The organism is Burkholderia sp. AU30280 (genome assembly GCF_020420125.1).
Taxonomy (GTDB): domain Bacteria; phylum Pseudomonadota; class Gammaproteobacteria; order Burkholderiales; family Burkholderiaceae; genus Burkholderia.
Window position 1 is genome coordinate 366,289 of record NZ_JAIZRY010000006.1, and the last position, 17,862, is coordinate 384,150.

Annotated in this window: 16 protein-coding genes; 10 read left to right on the plus strand and 6 right to left on the minus strand. The window is 67.8% G+C overall.

The features are described from left to right. Window positions 1-98: 98 nt before the first annotated feature. A complete protein-coding gene (speB, locus tag LGN17_RS16740) occupies window positions 99-1,067 on the minus strand; it encodes an agmatinase (protein ID WP_226197781.1) in 969 nt (322 codons plus the stop codon). Between the two features lie 365 nt (window positions 1,068-1,432). Between speB and LGN17_RS16745 the strand changes: the two genes are divergently transcribed. The 5 genes from LGN17_RS16745 (at window position 1,433) to LGN17_RS16765 (ending at window position 6,712) form a co-directional block, all read left to right on the plus strand. Next, window positions 1,433-2,104: a lysoplasmalogenase gene (locus tag LGN17_RS16745; RefSeq protein WP_226197782.1), complete on the plus strand. Its 672-nt coding sequence runs from the start codon at window positions 1,433-1,435 to the stop codon at window positions 2,102-2,104. A 246-nt stretch (window positions 2,105-2,350) separates the two neighbouring features. Next, the gene (locus LGN17_RS16750; protein ID WP_226197783.1) at window positions 2,351-3,940 is read left to right on the plus strand and encodes a flavin-containing monooxygenase; all 1,590 of its coding nucleotides are present in this window, start codon (window positions 2,351-2,353) and stop codon (window positions 3,938-3,940) included. Between the two features lie 21 nt (window positions 3,941-3,961). Continuing rightward, window positions 3,962-4,894 (plus strand): SDR family NAD(P)-dependent oxidoreductase, encoded by a 933-nt coding sequence (locus LGN17_RS16755; RefSeq protein WP_175968615.1) that lies wholly within the window; start codon window positions 3,962-3,964, stop codon window positions 4,892-4,894. After that, complete coding sequence (locus LGN17_RS16760) at window positions 4,891-5,796, plus strand: metal-dependent hydrolase (protein ID WP_175957792.1); 906 nt, start codon at window positions 4,891-4,893, stop codon at window positions 5,794-5,796. The genes LGN17_RS16755 and LGN17_RS16760 overlap by 4 nt, the downstream gene beginning before the upstream one ends. Before the next feature lie 4 nt (window positions 5,797-5,800). Further along, the gene (locus LGN17_RS16765) at window positions 5,801-6,712 is read left to right on the plus strand and encodes an alpha/beta fold hydrolase (RefSeq protein ID WP_226197784.1); all 912 of its coding nucleotides are present in this window, start codon (window positions 5,801-5,803) and stop codon (window positions 6,710-6,712) included. Here LGN17_RS16765 and LGN17_RS16770 read toward each other — a convergent pair. Next, window positions 6,667-7,227, minus strand: coding sequence for a putative glycolipid-binding domain-containing protein (locus LGN17_RS16770; protein WP_226197785.1), 561 nt, complete (start codon window positions 7,225-7,227; stop codon window positions 6,667-6,669). The genes LGN17_RS16765 and LGN17_RS16770 overlap by 46 nt on opposite strands. Window positions 7,228-7,499: 272 nt before the next feature. On the opposite strand from LGN17_RS16770, the gene LGN17_RS16775 reads away from it, so the two are divergent. From LGN17_RS16775 to LGN17_RS16795, 5 genes are all read left to right on the plus strand, one after another. Next, window positions 7,500-8,393 carry an urea transporter gene (locus LGN17_RS16775; RefSeq protein ID WP_226197786.1) on the plus strand — a complete coding sequence of 298 codons (894 nt, stop codon included), beginning with the start codon at window positions 7,500-7,502 and terminating at the stop codon, window positions 8,391-8,393. Then, window positions 8,368-9,144 carry a class II aldolase/adducin family protein gene (locus tag LGN17_RS16780; RefSeq protein ID WP_226197787.1) on the plus strand — a complete coding sequence of 259 codons (777 nt, stop codon included), beginning with the start codon at window positions 8,368-8,370 and terminating at the stop codon, window positions 9,142-9,144. Before LGN17_RS16775 ends, LGN17_RS16780 begins: the two co-directional genes overlap by 26 nt. 52 nt (window positions 9,145-9,196) lie before the next feature. Further along, a complete protein-coding gene (locus LGN17_RS16785; protein WP_175957787.1) occupies window positions 9,197-9,385 on the plus strand; it encodes a 4-oxalocrotonate tautomerase in 189 nt (62 codons plus the stop codon). A gap of 104 nt (window positions 9,386-9,489) precedes the next feature. Continuing rightward, window positions 9,490-9,711: a hypothetical protein gene (locus LGN17_RS16790; RefSeq protein ID WP_226197788.1), complete on the plus strand. Its 222-nt coding sequence runs from the start codon at window positions 9,490-9,492 to the stop codon at window positions 9,709-9,711. A 138-nt stretch (window positions 9,712-9,849) separates the two neighbouring features. Next, window positions 9,850-14,691 (plus strand): NAD-glutamate dehydrogenase, encoded by a 4,842-nt coding sequence (locus tag LGN17_RS16795; protein ID WP_226197789.1) that lies wholly within the window; start codon window positions 9,850-9,852, stop codon window positions 14,689-14,691. 31 nt (window positions 14,692-14,722) lie between these two features. Here the strand turns inward: LGN17_RS16795 and LGN17_RS16800 are convergent, their stop codons facing one another. From LGN17_RS16800 to LGN17_RS16815, 4 genes are all read right to left on the minus strand, one after another. Then, window positions 14,723-15,583: a class I SAM-dependent methyltransferase gene (locus tag LGN17_RS16800; RefSeq protein ID WP_226197790.1), complete on the minus strand. Its 861-nt coding sequence runs from the start codon at window positions 15,581-15,583 to the stop codon at window positions 14,723-14,725. 28 nt (window positions 15,584-15,611) lie between these two features. Beyond that, on the minus strand, window positions 15,612-15,794 hold the full coding sequence (locus LGN17_RS16805; RefSeq protein ID WP_226197791.1) for a CopG family transcriptional regulator: 183 nt from the start codon (window positions 15,792-15,794) through the stop codon (window positions 15,612-15,614). Between the two features lie 80 nt (window positions 15,795-15,874). Then, on the minus strand, window positions 15,875-16,705 hold the full coding sequence (locus LGN17_RS16810; protein ID WP_226197792.1) for an arylamine N-acetyltransferase family protein: 831 nt from the start codon (window positions 16,703-16,705) through the stop codon (window positions 15,875-15,877). A gap of 121 nt (window positions 16,706-16,826) precedes the next feature. Then, window positions 16,827-17,513 carry a hypothetical protein gene (locus LGN17_RS16815; RefSeq protein WP_226197793.1) on the minus strand — a complete coding sequence of 229 codons (687 nt, stop codon included), beginning with the start codon at window positions 17,511-17,513 and terminating at the stop codon, window positions 16,827-16,829. Between the last annotated feature and the right edge of the window lie 349 nt (window positions 17,514-17,862).

Consider the following 17,862-nt stretch of genomic DNA (forward strand, 5'->3'; position numbering starts at 1 on the left):
CTCTCCGGATCATTGAAATACAAACAGCACACCGCCCAATGATCCGGCGATGCGCGCACCGCGCCGGCGGCGCACGCACGCATGCCCAGCATGCCGACTTACTTCAGCGTCCCCGCCACCTTCTTCTGCCTCCACAGGCACAGCAAGTCGCACGCAACATGCGCGGCCGCAATCGCCGTGATGTCCGCGTGGTCGTACGCGGGCGCAACCTCGACCACATCCGCGCCGACCAGGTTCACAGCGCCGAGCGCGCGCACGATCGCAAGCGCCTGCGCCGACGACAGCCCGCCCGCGACCGGCGTGCCCGTGCCGGGCGCGAACGCCGGATCGAGGCAGTCGATGTCGAAAGTCAGGTACGCCGGCCGAGCGCCCACGATATCGACGATCCGCTCGACCGCCGCGCGCGGGCCATGGTCATGCACCCAGGCCGCATCGAGCCGCTCGATCCCGAGAAAATCATCGTTCCATGTGCGAATCCCGACCTGCACCGACGTCGCCGGGTCGATCAGCCCTTCCTTCACCGCCTTGTAGAACATCGTCCCGTGATTGAGGCTGTCCGGATCGTCGTCGGCCCACGTGTCGCAGTGCGCGTCGAAATGGATCAGCGACAGCGGCTTGCCGTAGCGCTCCGCATGCGCGACCAGCAGCGGATACGTGATGTAGTGGTCGCCGCCGAGCGTCAGCATCTTCGCGCCGGAGCCGAGGATCGTGCGCGCATGCTCGACGATCGCGGGCTTGATCGACAGCGGGTTGTGCGCGTCGAACCAGCAATCGCCGTAGTCGACGGCCGCGAGCTCGTCGAACGGGTTGAAGCCCCACGGATACGGATGAAGCTCCGCGAGCTGGACGCTCGCCGCGCGGATCGCAGCCGGGCCGAGCCGCGCGCCGGAACGGTAGGTCGTCGCGAGGTCGAGCGGCACGCCGGAGATCGCGACGTCGACGCCGTCGAGCTCGCGCGAATAGTTGCGGCGCATGAACGACAGCACGCCCGCATAGGTGTTTTCGATCGACGAGCCGTACGGCGTCGTGCGACGGATCGCGCCGTCGCCGTGGAGAAGTTCGGTCATGGTCGGACCTGTTTTCGTGGGGAGGCCAGCCCGCCCCGCGTCGCACGAGCGCACGGGCCGGGCACGGCATGGATTTATCGGGCACACACCGGCTCGCGCATCCAGCCGCGCGGCCGAGCGGAACAACGACAGCAACAACCACATCGATAACGGCAATACCGCGGCGATCATAGCAAGCCGAATCGAGGTCGTTGCCCCGGTTCAACCGGGGCAACGCGCCGAAACTTTCCGCCACCGGCCGCGCCCTCGATTCCTAGAAGGATTCGCCGGTTTTCGCACGCCCTTTCTTCCGGATAATGGCCGGCAGCCGCGCTCTCGACGGCGCGCCGTCCACCGCAGACAACAACAAACCGGAGACACCCGCCTTGATCGCCACGCTTCCCGCCACCTACCGCCGGCTCTGGCCGCTCGCCGTCGTCGCCGCGCTGCTGTACGGGCTGTCGCTCGCCGCCGCGCCCTATCCCGGCCAGGCCGCGGCGAAAGCCGCGATGGGAATCCTGCTGCTCGCGGCGGGCAGCACTTGCGCCGCGCCGCGCGAACGCGCGTGGCTGTGCGCGGCACTCGTGACAGCCGTGCTCGGCGACGTGCTGCTCGCGCTGCCCGGCTGGCCGCTGTCGTTCGTCCTCGGCCTCGGTGCGTTCCTGCTCACGCACCTGTGCTATTGCGCGATCTTCATGCGCTGGCGCGCGCGGCCGCACGGGTGGCGCATCGTCGCGCTCGCCGGGCTGTGGATCGCCGCGCCGGCGTTCTACGTGGCGTTCTTTCCGCACCTCGGCGAGTTGATGGCGCCGGTCGCCGTCTACATGCTCGTGCTGTGCGCGATGGCGAGCTTCGCGCTCATCGCCCGCACGCGCGGCCCGCTGGTGGCCATCGGCAGCCTGATCTTCGTCGGCTCCGATACGCTGATCGGCGTCGGCCGCTTCCTCGGCGGCTTTCCGGGCATCGATTACCTGATCTGGAGCCTCTACGCGCTCGCGCAGGTCACGATCGTGGCCGGGGTTTTCCATGAGACGGCCGCCCGACCGATCCGTCCCTGATACTGTTTCAAACAGGCCGCCGCGCGCCGGCGGCCTCGCCGGCTTCCTCTCTCGCCCTATCGACGGACCTTTCCGCGCCTCCCGCAATGCGGAAACCGGCCCGTTCCAAACCCCGCTCAGCCTTTTCCCGCCTGGCTTCCGGCCCTTAGAGCGCCGCTTCTAGCCTCTTGCGGTTTCCGGGTTCACCCACTATCGTTACATCAAACAATGTAACATTCAAAAATGAGCCAAATCGGAGACACCCGGATGAATGCTCGCACGTTGCCTTTCGGTCCGCCCGGCCACGACGGCCTGGACGAAACCATCGACATCGCCATCATCGGCACCGGCTTCGCCGGCCTCGGGATGGCGATCCGCCTGCGTCAGACAGGCGTAACCGACTTCGTCGTCCTCGAGAAGGCCGCGTCGGTCGGCGGCACGTGGCGCGACAATCATTACCCCGGGTGTGCATGCGACGTGCAATCGCACGTCTATTCGTTCTCGTTCGCGCCGAACCCGCGCTGGACGCGCATGTTCGCGCCGCAACCGGAAATCCGCGCGTATCTGGAAGACTGCGTGCAGCGCTTCGGGATCGGCGCGCACCTGCGCCTGAACCACGAGTTGCAGCGCGCCGAGTACGACGAGGCCGCACAACGCTGGCGCCTCACGTTCGCGAACGGCAAGCGACTGTCCGCGCGCGTGCTGGTGTCGGGGATGGGCGGGCTGTCGCGGGCCGCGCTGCCGTCGATTCCCGGCGTCGAGAACTTCAAGGGCCGCGCGTTCCACTCGCAACAGTGGGATCACAACTATGCGCTCGAAGGCAAGCGTGTCGCGGTGATCGGCACCGGGGCGAGCGCGATCCAGTTCGTGCCGCAGATCGCGCCGCGCGTGAAGGAACTCGCACTGTTCCAGCGCACGCCGCCGTGGATCATGCCGAAGCCCGACCGCAACCTGACCGGGTTCGAGAAATGGCTGTTCCGCACGCTGCCGTTCACGCAGAAGATCGTGCGCAGCGGCATCTACTGGATGCTCGAATCGCGCGTGCTCGGCTTCGCGATCCATCCGTCGCTGATGAAGAACGTGCAGAAGCTCGCGCTGCGCCACATCCGCAAGCAGATTCCCGATCCGGAGCTGCGCAAGATCGTCACGCCGAACTACACGCTAGGCTGCAAGCGCGTGCTGATCTCGAACGACTACTACCCGGCGCTGTCGCGCAAGAACGTCGACGTGATCACGACCGGCATCGACCATATCGAAGCCGACGCGGTCGTGACGACCGACGGCAAGCGCCATGAAGTCGACTGCCTGATCTACGGCACCGGCTTCCAGGTGGCCGATCCGTATCCGCGCGGCGCGATCATCGGCCGCGGCGGGCTCGACATCGTCGACGCATGGCGCGACGGCGCGCACGCGTATCTCGGCTCGACGCTGCCCGGCTACCCGAACTTCTTCATGATCGTCGGCCCGAACACGGGCCTCGGCCACAACTCGATGGTGTTCATGATCGAGTCGCAGATCGAGTACATCCTCGGCGCACTGCAGGCGATGCGCCGCGAACGTGCGGATGCGATCGAGGTGCGCCCGCTCGTCGAGGCGCAATTCAACAGCGACCTGCAGGGCAAGCTGAAGAAAGCGATCTGGTCGACAGGCGGCTGCAAGAGCTGGTACCTCGATCCGCGCACCGGCAAGAACACGACGCTGTGGCCGGGCTTCACGTGGCGTTTCCGCCAGGCGACCGCGCACTTCTCGATCGCCGACTACCACGCGTATCGCGCGCCGCAACACGACGCGACCGCGCGGCCCGCCGCCGCGCCCGCCGCTTCCGCTTCGACTTCCACGTCCGCCGAAGCGGCCTGAGCCAGACAAGGAGCAACCGACATGAGAGATTTCGCCAACAAGGTCGCCGCGATCACGGGCGCCGGCTCGGGCATGGGACGCGCGCTCGCGATCCAGCTCGCGCAGGCCGGCTGCCAGGTATCGCTCGCCGACAAGAACGGCGTCGGCCTCGCCGAAACCGAACGGATCGTCCGCACGATCGCGCCGAACGTGCGCGTATCGACGCGCGTGCTCGACGTCGGCGACCGCGACGCGATGTTCGCGTGGGCCGACGACACCGCGAAGGAGCACGGCAAGGTCAACCTGATCTTCAACAACGCGGGCGTCGCGCTGTCGAGCACGATCGAAGGGATGGAGTACAGCGACCTCGAGTGGATCGTCAACATCAACTTCTGGGGCGTCGTGCACGGCACGAAGGCGTTCCTGCCGCACCTGAAGGCCTCGGGCGACGGCCACGTGATCAACACGTCGAGCATCTTCGGGATCTTCGCGCAGCCGGGCATGAGCGGCTACAACGCGACCAAGTTCGCGGTACGCGGCTTTACCGAATCGCTGCGCCAGGAACTCGACATGATGAAGTGCGGCGTGTCGGCGACCTGCGTGCATCCGGGCGGCATCCGCACGAACATCGCGCAGTCGAGCCGCGTCGCGAAGAACATGGTCGGCTTCATCGTCGAGAGCGAACAGCAAGGCAAGGACAGCTTCGAGAAGTTCTTCATCACGACCGCCGACGACGCCGCGCGCACGATCCTCGCCGGCGTGCGCAAGAACAAGCGCCGCGTGCTGATCGGCCGCGACGCGAAGGGTGCGGACTGGATGGCGCGCATCCTGCCGTCCGCGTACCAGGCGCTCGTCGTGCTCGCGACGCGCCGCGAGGCCGCGAAGGCCCGCCGCGCCGCGCGCGGCACGCCAGCGGCCGCGCCGCTACATGCCACCTACAACAACGCAGGCAACCAGGGAGGAGAACAATCATGACGACCCCGAACATGATGCCCGTACGGCGCGACATCCGTTTCGCGCTGCCGCCCGAACGCGCGAAGGACTGGCACGTGCAGGGCGTGCCGGTCACGCATTTCATGAACGCGCTGTCGCTGCTGTTTCCGGCCGGCGAACGCTTCTTCATGGATTCGGTGCGCAACTACCGCGACCGGATCGAGGATCCCGAACTGAAGAAGCAGGTGCTCGGCTTCATCGGCCAGGAAGCGATGCATACGCGCGAGCACATCGAATACAACGACCTGCTGCAGTCGTCCGGCCTGCCCGCGCACAAGCTCGACAAGCGCCTGTGGACGATCCTCGGCTGGTTCAAGAAGGTGCTGCCGCATTCGATGCAGCTCGCGATCACGATCGCGCTCGAGCACTACACGGCGATCCTCGCGAACCAGCTGCTGTCGGGACACGAGCACCGCATCGACGGCTCGGTCGAAGGCTACCAGCAGATGTGGATGTGGCATGCGATGGAGGAAACCGAGCACAAGGCGGTGTCGTACGACGTATGGACCACCGTGATGAAGCCGGGCCTCGGCAGCTACCTGCTGCGCACGGGCACGATGCTGACGACGACCGTGTTCTTCTGGGCCATCGTGTTCGACTTCCACGTGCGCCTGATGCGCGCGCACCGTCGCGAACACGGCAAGTTCGGCGGCATGTGGCGCCTCGTGAAGTACCTGTACAGCCCGAAACACGGCGTGTTCCCGAGCATTGCGCGCGAATGGCTCGACTACTTCCGCCCGGGCTTCCACCCGTGGGACCACGACAACCACCAGTACCTGCAGGGGCTCGACACGCTGCTCGAGAACATCGACGCGACCAACGCGCGCTACGCGGCGCAAGCCGCCCCGCGCCGCGTGCCGCTGCACCCGGTTCCGCAGGCATGACGCCATGGCGCGCGCCCACGAGATGCTGACCGTCCAGTCCGGCGACGTGAAGCTCGCCGTGTATGTAAGCGGCTCGCGTCGCGCGCCGCCGCTGATCCTCGTGCACGGCTACCCCGATTCGGCGGCCGTATGGGCGCCGATCCGCGCGCGGCTCGCGAAGCGCTACCGCGTGATCGCGTACGACGTGCGCGGCGCCGGCGCCTCCGATGCGCCGCGCCGCCGTGCCGACTACACGCTCGAACGGCTCGCCGCCGACCTGAAGGCGGTGGCCGACGCGACCTGCGGCGGCCGGCCGTTCCATCTCGTCGGCCACGACTGGGGCTCGATCCAGTGCTGGGAGGCCGTGACCGACCCCGCGTTCCGCGGCCGGATCGCGTCGTACACGTCGATCTCGGGCCCCTGCCTCGATCACGTGTTCCGCGCGAAGATGCGGCTCAAGCAGAGCCTGAAGTCGTGGTACATCGCGTTCTTCCACCTGCCGCTCGTGCCGTCGCTGGTGTGGCGGCTCGGCGGCGCGGCATTGTGGCCGCGCTGGCTGCAGCTCACCGAACGCGTGCGGGCGGAGCGCGACCCCGTGCAACTGAAGAACGCGCTGAACGGGCTGCAGCTGTACCGCGCGAATTTCATCGCACGGGCACGCAAGCCGCGTGAACGGTACGCGCAGGCGCCCGTGCAGATCCTGGTGCCGGTGCGCGACCGCTACGTGACACCCGAGATGTCGGTCGACCTCGACCGCTGGCTCGGCGACCACGTGCGCGAGGAAATCGACGGCACGCACTGGATCGTGCTGCGCCATCCCGACATGATCGCGTCGCGGATCGACCGCTTCGCGTCCGCGCAGGAGCGGCCGTCGGTCACGAACGCCGCGGTTCAGCGCACCGCCGGCGCCGGCAGGCGCCTGAACAGCGTCTCGTAGTCGACGACGAGCCCGTCGTCGTCGATTTCCATCTCGGCCGTGAAATTCCGGAAGATGCCTTCGTAGCGGTAGCGCCGGCCCGGCTCGATGCATGCGTAAGCCTGCTTGACCAGCGTGACCTTCAGGTCCGGCGTCGAGATGTACGCGACGTCGATCGGCCGCCGCTCGCCGCGCGCGAGCCCGAGGCGGCCGATCGGCAGCGAATTCGTGAACGGCGTCGCCGCGATGTCGATGTCGATGCAGCCGTCGAGTTCGGGCAACGCGCGGCCCGCGCCGTCGTGCCAGTGGCCTGCGCCGTCGCCGCGCAATTCGAGCGTGCCGCCGCCCATCACCTTGAGCACCGCGTATGTCACGCGCCAGTGCGCATCGCACTCGACGCGATACGCGAGCCCGTACGCGCGGCCGTACCGCTGGCCGACTACCGCGCTTTCGACGACGATCCCGCCGCCGCTCCGGTCGAACGTCAGATGTTCGACCCCGTCGCCCTCGAGCGACGCCCAACGCACTTCGCGCATCGTTCCGCCTCCCGGTTTCCTTGATGCGTGGCATCGTCGCACAAATTCCCGAACGACAACGACAACAAACGCGTACTTGATCCGAAAGGCTGGCGATCGCTCAAATTCGCCGCGGAAACTGACACATTGCCCGAAAACGTCAGCGCAGGCCGGCTGGCATCACCACGCCCCAATTCGGGGCGCCGCCCACAAATCCTGACTATCCATGATTCCCTATTCCGGTGCACAGGATTGTGTCCTATGCTCGCGGCTCGTCCTGTTACGCCGCCGACATGCCTACCGCCCGTTCCGCCTCGCCGTCGATCGACCTGCGCATTTTGCTGCGCGGCATCGGGCAGATCGTCCTGCAGGCGAATGCGTTCACCGGCGCGATGCTGCTCGCCGCGCTGGCGCTGACCGACGTGCGGCTCGCCTGCGCGGCGCTGGTCGGTTCGGCCGCCGCCAGCATGACCGCCGTGCTGACGGGCGCCGAGCGCCGCGACGTCGAACAGGGGCTGCACGGCTTCAACGGCGCGCTCGCCGCGCTGATCGCCGTGCTGTTCGTGCCCCATCCGCTCGCCGCGCTCGCGCTGGTGCCGCTGGTCGCAATCGGCGCGGCGCTCGTGCAGCGCGCGATGCGCGCGCCGCTCGCTCGCTGGCGCCTGTGCCCGTATTCGAGCCCGTGCCTCGCCGTCACCGCGCTGTGGCTGCCGTTTGTCGCGCTGCAGCAAACGAACGGCGCCCCGGTCGGCGCGCCACTGGCGCCGTCTTCCATCGCCGACGCGCTGCTCGCGGGCGTCGCGCAGACTACCTTCGCGCAAGGTGCGTGGGCCGGCGCGCTGATCGTCGCCGGCATCGCCTGCGCGTCTCGTCGCGCGGCCGCGTTCGCGCTCGGCGGCGCCATCGTGTCGACCGTGCTGCTGCTCGCGCTCGGTGCCGATCGCGTATCGTTCGCAGGCGGCCTGCTCGGCTTCAACGGCGCACTCGCCGCGCTCGCGCTGATGCCGCGCGGCCCGCGCGCGGCGTTCGCGGCCGCCGCACTCGCCGCGTTGATCCAGTGGCTCGCGACGCAAACGGGCATCCCCGCATTCACGGCCCCGTTCGCGCTCGCGTCGTGGGTCACGGTGGCCGTCGCGCGCCGCTTCACCCTCGGAGAAACCGATGTCGTCATTCGCACACCGTCCTGATGCCGTGAAACCCGGTGGCCCGATCTCCGACGCCGAACACCGGCTGCGCGTCGACCTCGCCGCCGCGTATCGGCTCGTCGCGCTCAACGGCTGGGACGACCTGATCTACACGCACCTTTCCGCGACCGTGCCCGGCGAGCCCGGCCACTTCCTGATCAACCCGTTCGGCCTCACGTTCGACGAGGTCCGCGCGTCGAATCTCGTGAAGATCGACCTGGCCGGCAACCGGATCGGCGACAGCGAGCATGCGGTCAACGTGACCGGCTTTGCGCTGCATGCCGCCGTGCACGCGGCGCGCGCCGACGCCGTGTGCGTGATGCATCTGCACAATACGGTCGGCATCGCCGTGTCGATCCAGCGCGACGGGCTGTTACCCGCGTCGCAGCACGCGCTGCGGTTTCATGGCGACCTGGCGTACCACGACTACGAGGCACTCGCGTTCTCGCCGGCCGAAGGCGCGCGGCTGACTTCAAGCCTCGGCACGAAATCCGCGATGCTGCTGCGCAATCACGGCACGCTGACGGTCGGCCGCACCGTCGGCGAAGCCTATGTGCTGATGGATACGCTGATCAAGGCGTGCGACATCCAGGTGCGCGCGCAGGCGGGCGGCGGGCCGCTCGTGCTGCCCGACCCGGCCGTCGCCGACCGCACCGCCGAACAACTGCGCGACGGCGGCGCGATCGAAGGCGAACTGGAATGGCCGGCGCTGCTGCGCCGGCTCGACCGGATCGATCCGACGTATCGCGACTGACGTTGCCGGCGTCCCACCGAATTTCCACCCCAAACCATCGGAGCCCCCAGTCATGCCGACTTTCAATATCCAGTTGTTCGAAGGCCGCACGGTCGAACAGAAGCGCGCATTCGTCGAAGCGATCACGCGCGTCACGTGCGAGACGCTCGGCTGCGAGCCGGGCTCGGTCGATATCATCCTGACCGACGTGAAGAAGGAGAACTGGGCGACGGCCGGGAAGCTGTGGAGCGACGAGCGCTGACAGGCATCGCGTCGGCGCCGGCAGAACCTTCCGGGCGGTATGCGCTCGAGCCGCGGTGACATCGGAACCGCCGCGCCGCACACACGGCACTCGATGGGGACTGCATGATCGAAGACAAACACATCGCCAAGACACTGAACGAAATGATCCTGTCGATGGGCATGAAACTGGATCAATCGCTCCATCGGGTCAAAGAGACGCGCCCGGCGCACGAATTCGTCGCCTATCGTGAATTCGTATCGCAGGTGCTGACCACAATGCGGGTCGACTTCATGAACCCGCTCTACGCGCGCCACCCCGACCTGAAGCCACCCGAGCTGACTTGACGCTCGCCTGCAACGCCGAGCACGCGCGTTGCAGGCTCTCCCCTCTCCTCCCGTTGTGCGCCCGCACATCGCTTTGTCACGCAATCGGCGCATAATGCCGGACAGACGCAGCAGCCAATGGCCACCCGGGAGACCGCCATGGAAGCGAAGAACGAGGAAGTCGTCGCACACCTGCTCTCCGACGTCGTCGAATTCGCGCGCGGGCGCCTGCCCGAAGCCACGTTCCGGATCGTCGAACCCTTCCTGCGTCATTACTACGATTTCGTCGATGCCGACGATCTGCAGAACCGCAGCATCGCCGATCTCTACGGCGCCGCGATGGCGCACTGGCAGACCGCCCAGAAATTCGTGCCCGGCAGCGAACGGCTGCGCGTGTACAACCCGATCCTCGAACAGCACGGCTGGCATTCCGACCACACGGTCATCGAGATCGTCAACGACGACATGCCGTTCCTCGTCGATTCGGTGACGATGGCCGTCAACCGCCTCGGGCTCGCGCTGCATTCGGCGCTGCACCCGGTGTTCCGCATCTGGCGCGGTCGCGATGGCGCCATCGAGCGCGTCGATGCGGGCGGCGCGACGCCCGGCGACGGCCAGTCGCAACTCGCGTCGTTCATCCATTTCGAAGTCGATCGCTGCGGCGATGCCGCGCTGCTCAACACGTTGCGCAACGACATCGCGCACGTGCTCGGCGACGTGCGCGCGTCGGTGGAAGACTGGCCGAAGATCGTCGACATCGCGCGCGCGACGATCAAGGACATGAAGGCGCGCGAATCGACCGCGGAAGACATCGAGGCGCGCGCGTTCCTCGAATGGATGGCCGCCGATCACTTCACGTTCCTCGGCCAGCGCGACTACGCGCTCGTGTCGGACGGCACCGGCTTCGGCCTGCGCGGCATCGAGGGTACCGGCCTCGGCATCCTGCGCGAATCGCTGCGCACGTCGGGCGCGCCCGACGTGACGCCGCTGCCGCCGGCCGCCGCCGACATCATCACCGGCGCCTGGCCGATCTTCCTGACCAAGGCGAACTCGCGCGCGACCGTGCACCGGCCCGGCTATCTCGACTACGTGGGCGTGAAGCTCGTCGGCGCCGACGGCAAGGTCACCGGTGAGCGCCGCTTCATCGGGCTCTACACGTCGACGGCGTATTTCGGTTCGTATGCCGACATTCCGATCGTGCGCCGCAAGTGCGCGAACATCGTGCGGCGTGCAGGCTTCCTGCCGAAGGGGCATCTCGGCAAGTCGCTCGTGACGGTGCTCGAAACCTATCCACGCGACGAACTGTTCCAGGCCGACGAAGACCAGCTCTACGACATCGCGCTCGGCGTCCTGCGGCTGCAGGAACACCAGCGCACGCGGCTGTTCGTGCGCCGCGACCGCTTCGACCGCTTCGTGTCGTGCCTCGCGTACGTGCCGCGCGACAAGTACAACACCGACCTGCGCCGGCGCATCGCGAAGCTGCTCGTCGATGCCTACAACGGCGTGAACGTCGAATTCACGCCGCTGCTGTCGGAATCGGCGATCGCCCGCATTCATTTCGTCGTGCACGCGGAACCGGGCACGATGCCCGACGTCGACACGCGCGAACTCGAGACGCGGCTCGTGCAGGTGGCGCGCCGCTGGCAGGACGATCTCGCCGACGCGCTGCTCGACGCATTCGGCGAAGAACAAGGCAACCGCCTGCTGCAGCGCTATGCCGATTCGTTCCCGGCCGGCTATCGCGACGACTATCCGGCGCGCACGGCCGTGCGCGATATCGAGCTGATCGAACGCGTGAAGGAGTCGGGCCAGCTCGCGATGAACCTGTACCGGCCGATCGAGGCCGACGCGCGCGCGTTCCGCTTCAAGGTCTATCGCGCGGGCGACCCGATCGCGCTGTCGCGCAGCCTGCCGATGCTCGAGCATCTCGGCGTGCGCGTCGACGAGGAGCGGCCATACCGGATCCAGACGCAGGACGGCTCGCACGCGTGGGTGCACGACTTCGGGCTCGAGCTCGCCGACGATACCGAGTTCGACATCGAGCGCGTGAAAGGCCTGTTCGAGGATGCGTTCGACCGGATCTGGAGCGGCCGGATCGAGAACGACGACTTCAACCGCCTCGTGCTGCGCGCGCACCTGAGCGCACGCGAAGTGACGATCCTGCGCGCGTATGCGAAATACCTGCGGCAGGTCGGCTCGACGTTCAGCGACGCCTACATCGAGCGCGCGCTGACCGGCAATCCGGCGATCGCTCGGCAGTTCGTCGAACTGTTCCTGCTGCGTTTCGACCCGGCCACCGGCGACACGCGCGACGTGCAGGCCGAGCGGCTGCTGAAGGCGATCGAAGGCGCGCTCGACCAGGTGCCGAACCTCGACGAGGACCGCATCCTGCGCCAGTTCCTCGGCGTAATCAACGCGACCGAGCGCACGAACTACTTCCTGCTCGACGCGAACGGCGAATCGAAACCGTACCTGTCGTTCAAGTTCAATCCGGCGAAAGTGCCGGGCCTGCCCGAACCGAAGCCGATGTTCGAGATCTGGGTGTATTCGCCGCGTGTCGAAGGCGTGCACCTGCGCGGCGGGCGCGTCGCGCGCGGCGGCCTGCGCTGGTCGGATCGCCGCGAGGATTTCCGCACCGAGGTGCTCGGGCTGATGAAGGCGCAGATGGTGAAGAACGTCGTGATCGTGCCGGTCGGCTCGAAAGGCGGCTTCGTCGTGAAGAACCCGCCGCCGCCGAGCGATCGCGAGGCGTGGATGCGCGAAGGCATCGCGTGCTACCAGACCTTCCTGCGCGGCCTGCTCGACCTGACCGACAACCGGGTCGGCAACGCGATCGTGCCGCCGCCCGACGTCGTGCGCCACGATCCGGATGACCCGTACCTGGTCGTCGCCGCCGACAAGGGCACGGCCACCTTCTCCGACTACGCGAACGCGATCTCGCACGAATACGGCTTCTGGCTCGACGACGCGTTCGCGTCCGGCGGATCGGTCGGCTACGACCACAAGAAGATGGCGATCACCGCGCGCGGCGCGTGGGAATCGGTGAAGCGGCACTTCCGCGAGATGGGCATCGATACGCAGACGACCGATTTCACGGTGGTCGGCGTCGGCGACATGTCGGGCGACGTGTTCGGCAACGGGATGCTGCTGTCGCCGCATATCCGGCTCGTCGCCGCGTTCGATCACCGGCACGTGTTCCTCGACCCGAACCCCGATCCGGCGATCAGCTTCGCGGAGCGCCAGCGCATGTTCGCGCTCGAACGGTCGAGTTGGGCCGACTACGATCCGGCCGCGATTTCGGCGGGCGGCGGCGTATATCCGCGCACCGCGAAGACGATCCCGCTGTCGCCGGCCGTGCAGGCCGCGCTCGGCATCGACGCACATGCGCTGCCGCCGGCCGAGCTGATCCGCGCGATCCTGCAGGCGCCGGTCGACCTGCTGTACAACGGCGGCATCGGCACCTACGTGAAGGCCGCGCGCGAAACCCACCTGCAGGTCGGCGACCGCGCGAACGACGCGGTGCGCGTGAACGGCGCGGACCTGCGTTGCAAGGTGGTCGGCGAAGGCGGCAACCTCGGCTGCACGCAGTTCGGCCGCATCGAGTTCGCACAACGCGGCGGCCGCATCAACACCGATGCGATCGACAACTCGGCCGGCGTCGATTGTTCGGATCACGAAGTCAACATCAAGATCCTGCTCGGGCTCGTCGTGTCCGACGGCGAGATGACCGAGAAGCAGCGCAACGCGCTGCTCGCGGAGATGACCGACGAAGTCGGGCTGCTCGTGCTGCGCGACAACTACTACCAGACACAGGCGCTGTCGATCGCCGGCCGCTATGCGGTCGAGCTGCTCGACGCCGAGGCGCGCCTGATGCGCTGGCTCGAACGCGCGGGCCGCCTGAATCGCGTGATCGAATTCCTGCCGACCGACGATGAAGTCGCGGAACGGCAGGCCGCGAAGCTCGGCCTCACGTCGCCGGAACGCGCGGTGCTGCTCGCGTACAGCAAGATGTGGCTGTACGACGCGCTGCTCGAATCCGACGTGCCCGAGGATCCGCTGGTGGCCGCGATGCTCGTCGACTACTTCCCGAAGCCGCTGCAGCAACGCTTCAGCGAACCGATGCGCCGCCATCCGCTGCGCCGCGAGATCCTCGCGACGCACCTGACCAACGCGCTCGTGAACCGCGTCGGCTGCGCGTTCGTGCACCGGCTGATGGAGGAAACCGACGCGAAGCCCGGCGACATCGTGCGTGCCTGCATCATGGCGCGCGACGTGTTCGACCTCGATGCGGTGTGGCGCGATATCGACGCGCTCGACAACCGCGTCGCCGACGACGTGCAGGCGCGCATGTTCGTCGACGTCGCGCGGCTGCTGGAGCGCGCGGCGCTGTGGTTCCTGCGGCACCTGCAATCCGGCGCGGTGGCTGATGGTGGCGTCGCCGAGCTGATCGCGCGTTGCCGCGACGCGGCGCAGCGGCTTGCGCCGCAACTGCCGTCGCTGCTGCCGGCCGACGATCTCGAAGCGCTGTCCGAGCGGCAGCGGGTGCTGGTCGAAGCCGGGGTCGACAGCGCGCTCGCGGTGCGCGTCGCGAGCGGCGACATCTCGGCCGCGCTGCTCGACATCGCCGAAGTGGCCGCGACCAGCAACCGCAGCCTCGAACTCGTCGCGGGGGTCTATTTTTCGCTCGGCACGCTGCTCAATTACAGCTGGATCGGCGAACGGGCGGCAACGCTGCCGACGCCGACGCACTGGGACATGCTGGCGCGCGCGGCCGCGCTCGCGGAAGTCGCGCGCCTCAAGCGCACGCTCGCGACGAGCGCACTCGCGGAATCGCCGGATTCGACCACGCCGGAGACGATCGTCGGCGCGTGGCGCGCGCGCCGCGAAGCCGCACTTGCGCGCTACGAGCACCTGCTCGCGGACCTGCGCGCATCGGGTGGCGCGAGCCTCGCGGTACTGCTCGTGATCGTGCGGGAAATGGCCGTGCTCGAACGGGCGTGATGGTCGCGATGGCCGCGACGGTCGCGACGGCTCAGACCGTCGCGACCAGCAGCTCTTCCGCGTTGTTCGGCGGCCGCAGGCCGTCGGTGCGATCGGCGAAGTAACGGCGCGTCAGATCGGCGGCCGATACGTGCGCGGCGTGCGCGAAGCCTGCCTCGCGCGCGAGCGCCTGGATCTGCGCCGGCATGAAGAAGCTGATGAACGGCGTACCGCTTGCTCGCGCGCCCTTCGCGGCTATTTCCAGCCCGGGGCGCACATCCGGATCCGCATGCTCCAGCGGCAGCAGGAACGTCATCGCGAGCGTCGAGCCCAGCGCGAGCGATGCGGCTTCGCGCAACGCGGCCGCATTCGCTTCGTGCGTCAGGTACATGCTGACGCCGGTGGACACCACGACCGCCGGCTTGCCGGCATCGAAGCCCGCGCCGACGAGCGCCGCGCGCCACGACTGCTTCGCCTCGAAATCGACCGGCACGAAACGCAGCCAGTCGGGCACGCCGAAACCGAGCTCGACCAGGCGGCGCTGCTTCCAGGCCTGCGGCGCGGGCGGGTCGACCTCGAAGACGGTCACGCGCGACGCCATGTCGGGCCGGCGCTGCACGAAGCTGTCGAGGCCCGCGCCGAGGATCACGTACTGGCTCACGCCGCGCGCGGCCTGCTCGACCACCAGATCCTCGATGAAACGCGCCCGCGCGACGATCGACGCACGGAACGGCCGCGTGAACTGCGGATCCATGTCGCCGCGCTGCTGCCAGCCGGGTTCCGGCGCGAGCAGTTGCAGCCCGACTTCGTCGGCGAACACCGGCGGCGGCGCGTCGAGTTCGACGTGCAATGCGCGCCACAGCGCGACACGCGCGGCCGTGCTGTCGGGGGCGCTTTCGCGGGGTTCGGTCATCGCGGCCTCACGCCCCAGTTGTGCGTCGTCAGGTACACGGCTTCGATTCGCTCGGATGACATGTCACTCCTCCTGGGTGGACGGCCCCGCGCCCGGTGTCGGCCACCAGCGCGGACAGCGATTGCTCCGTTTCGACGGCGCGATACTTGACCTGCGGGATCAGGCTGAGCGGCAGGTACACGTTGAACTGCTTGACTTCTTCGTCCGCCATGTTGGCTAGCAATCTAGCAAAAAATCCATCGCAAGCGCGGCCCGTCCGTGCGGGCCGCCATGGGCTGTCGCGAAGCCGGGTTACGTCGCGGCGCGCGCCGCCAGCCGCGCGAACAGCGCGTCGAGATCGAACCCTGTCGTGTCGATGCCGATCGTGTCGCGCAGGCATGCGCCCCAAGCGGCCGCATCGTCGAACGTGACGACGCGCCCGACGCCCGCCGCGTCGCGAATCGTCAGCGTGGTGTTGCGCAGCGCGGCACGGCCATCCGGCAATACGCGGCAGGCGATCAGGTTATGCAGGAAGATCGATTCGGGATACGTCGACGTGAACCAGTTCGCGGCGTCGTAATCGATCCACTCGACCCGCTTCGGCTGGAAGCGATAGGTGGTCTGCCAGCCGTCGGGCGTCTCGATCTGCATGTCGAATTCACCGTCGACCGGCGCGGCGACCACACGGAACACGCCGTGCGGCGTCAGCTGCCGCTCGTCCGGCACGAAACGCAGCGGCGCGGTGAGCGTCGCGCTGCCGAAGCCGATGTCCGCGAGCCAGGCCGCGCCGTCGAGATCGATGCGCAGCAGCATGTGCGTATGCGCGGTGGCGGCTTCCGGCGGCTGCATCCAGCGCACGCGCGCGATCATCGGCGTCACGCGAAAGCCGATCGTCGTGAGCGCCGCGTAGAACAGCTTGTTGAGTTCGAAACAGTAGCCGCCGCGGCGATGCGCAAGCACCTTGTCGACGATCGACGGCAGGTCGAGCGCGACGCGCGCACCGGTCAGCGGATTGAGGTTTTCGAACGGAATCGCCTGCGGGTGCAGCAGATGCAGCCGGCGCAGCACGTCGAGGGTCGGCTCGACCGGGCCGTCGTAACCGATGCGGGAGAAATAGCGCGAGAGGTCAAACGAGTCTGTCATGAACCTGCACCGAAAAAAGGGACACGCCACGATAACATCGCGCGAAATCCCCATGTTGTGCGGGGCCATCTTTGCGTCGCGTGCAATGCCGGCACCGCATCGCGCGTGGCCCCACGCAACGTTACGGCAGCAGCTTCAGCGCGGACGATGCAACCGTCGGCACCGAAATGCCCTGGCTCGTCGCGAACTGCACGGCCTGGCTGAGCGTCGTCGCGAGCGACTGCAACTGGCCCGGCGCGGTTTGCGCGATATACGACGCAGCCTGCATGTTCTGCGGATTCAGGCCCGACTGCAACAGCGATGCCGCGCTCGTCGAGCCGAGATTGCCGAGCCCCGACTGCAGCTGCGAATACTGCGTGAGCCCCTGCCCGAGCGACGCGAGGCCGTTGCTGAACGCCTGCTTGTCGACCGGCCCGTGCGTAGCACCGCCGCTCGCGAATGCCTGGCCGAGCGCCTGCGACACCGATTGCTGCGCGCCGCCCATCTGCGACAACGCAGCCGGCGTCAGCGCATCGCCGCCGGCCAGCTGGCTCGCGGCCTGCTGCGCCTGCCCGGCCGCGCCGGTAAGCCCCATCGCCGACGCCAGCGAAGACTGGCCGGTCAGCACCTGCTGGTTCGCGCCGACATAGGCCTGCAGCAGTTGTGCGACGCCACCCTGCGCGGGCGACGCCTGCTGTTGCCCGCCGCCGAGCAGCGATGCGCCGATCGACTGCAGGTCGAGCTGGGCATGCGCGGCACCGCTTGCCAGGATGCCGAGCGCGATGCCTGCCGAGGCCAGGTGCCGGCCCGTCGCGCGAATCTGCTTCATGTGTTTTCCTCGTGCCGAAACTGTTGAGGCCGATATTGTCGAAGCGCGCCGCGCGCAGCCGCAACGACTGAAACACATCGAAACGAAATCACGCCGCGCAACCGCTTGCAATTCCGCGGCCACGGTACGTACTCAAGGGGATTCGTCCGCATTTGCCGGGCGATTTCCTGGCGTATGCCGAAATTCGTTCTCGCACCGCATCAATCAATGACGACGGTTGTCGGTTTTCGCAAGCGATGCTGGAGGCGGCTCGCCAGCCGTCCCGCGCGCCGCGCTGCACATCGAACGCGCAGTCGACCGAACCAGCGGCGACGCGGGACGTGCTGTCCAGCGTCAAAGGCACGACGCC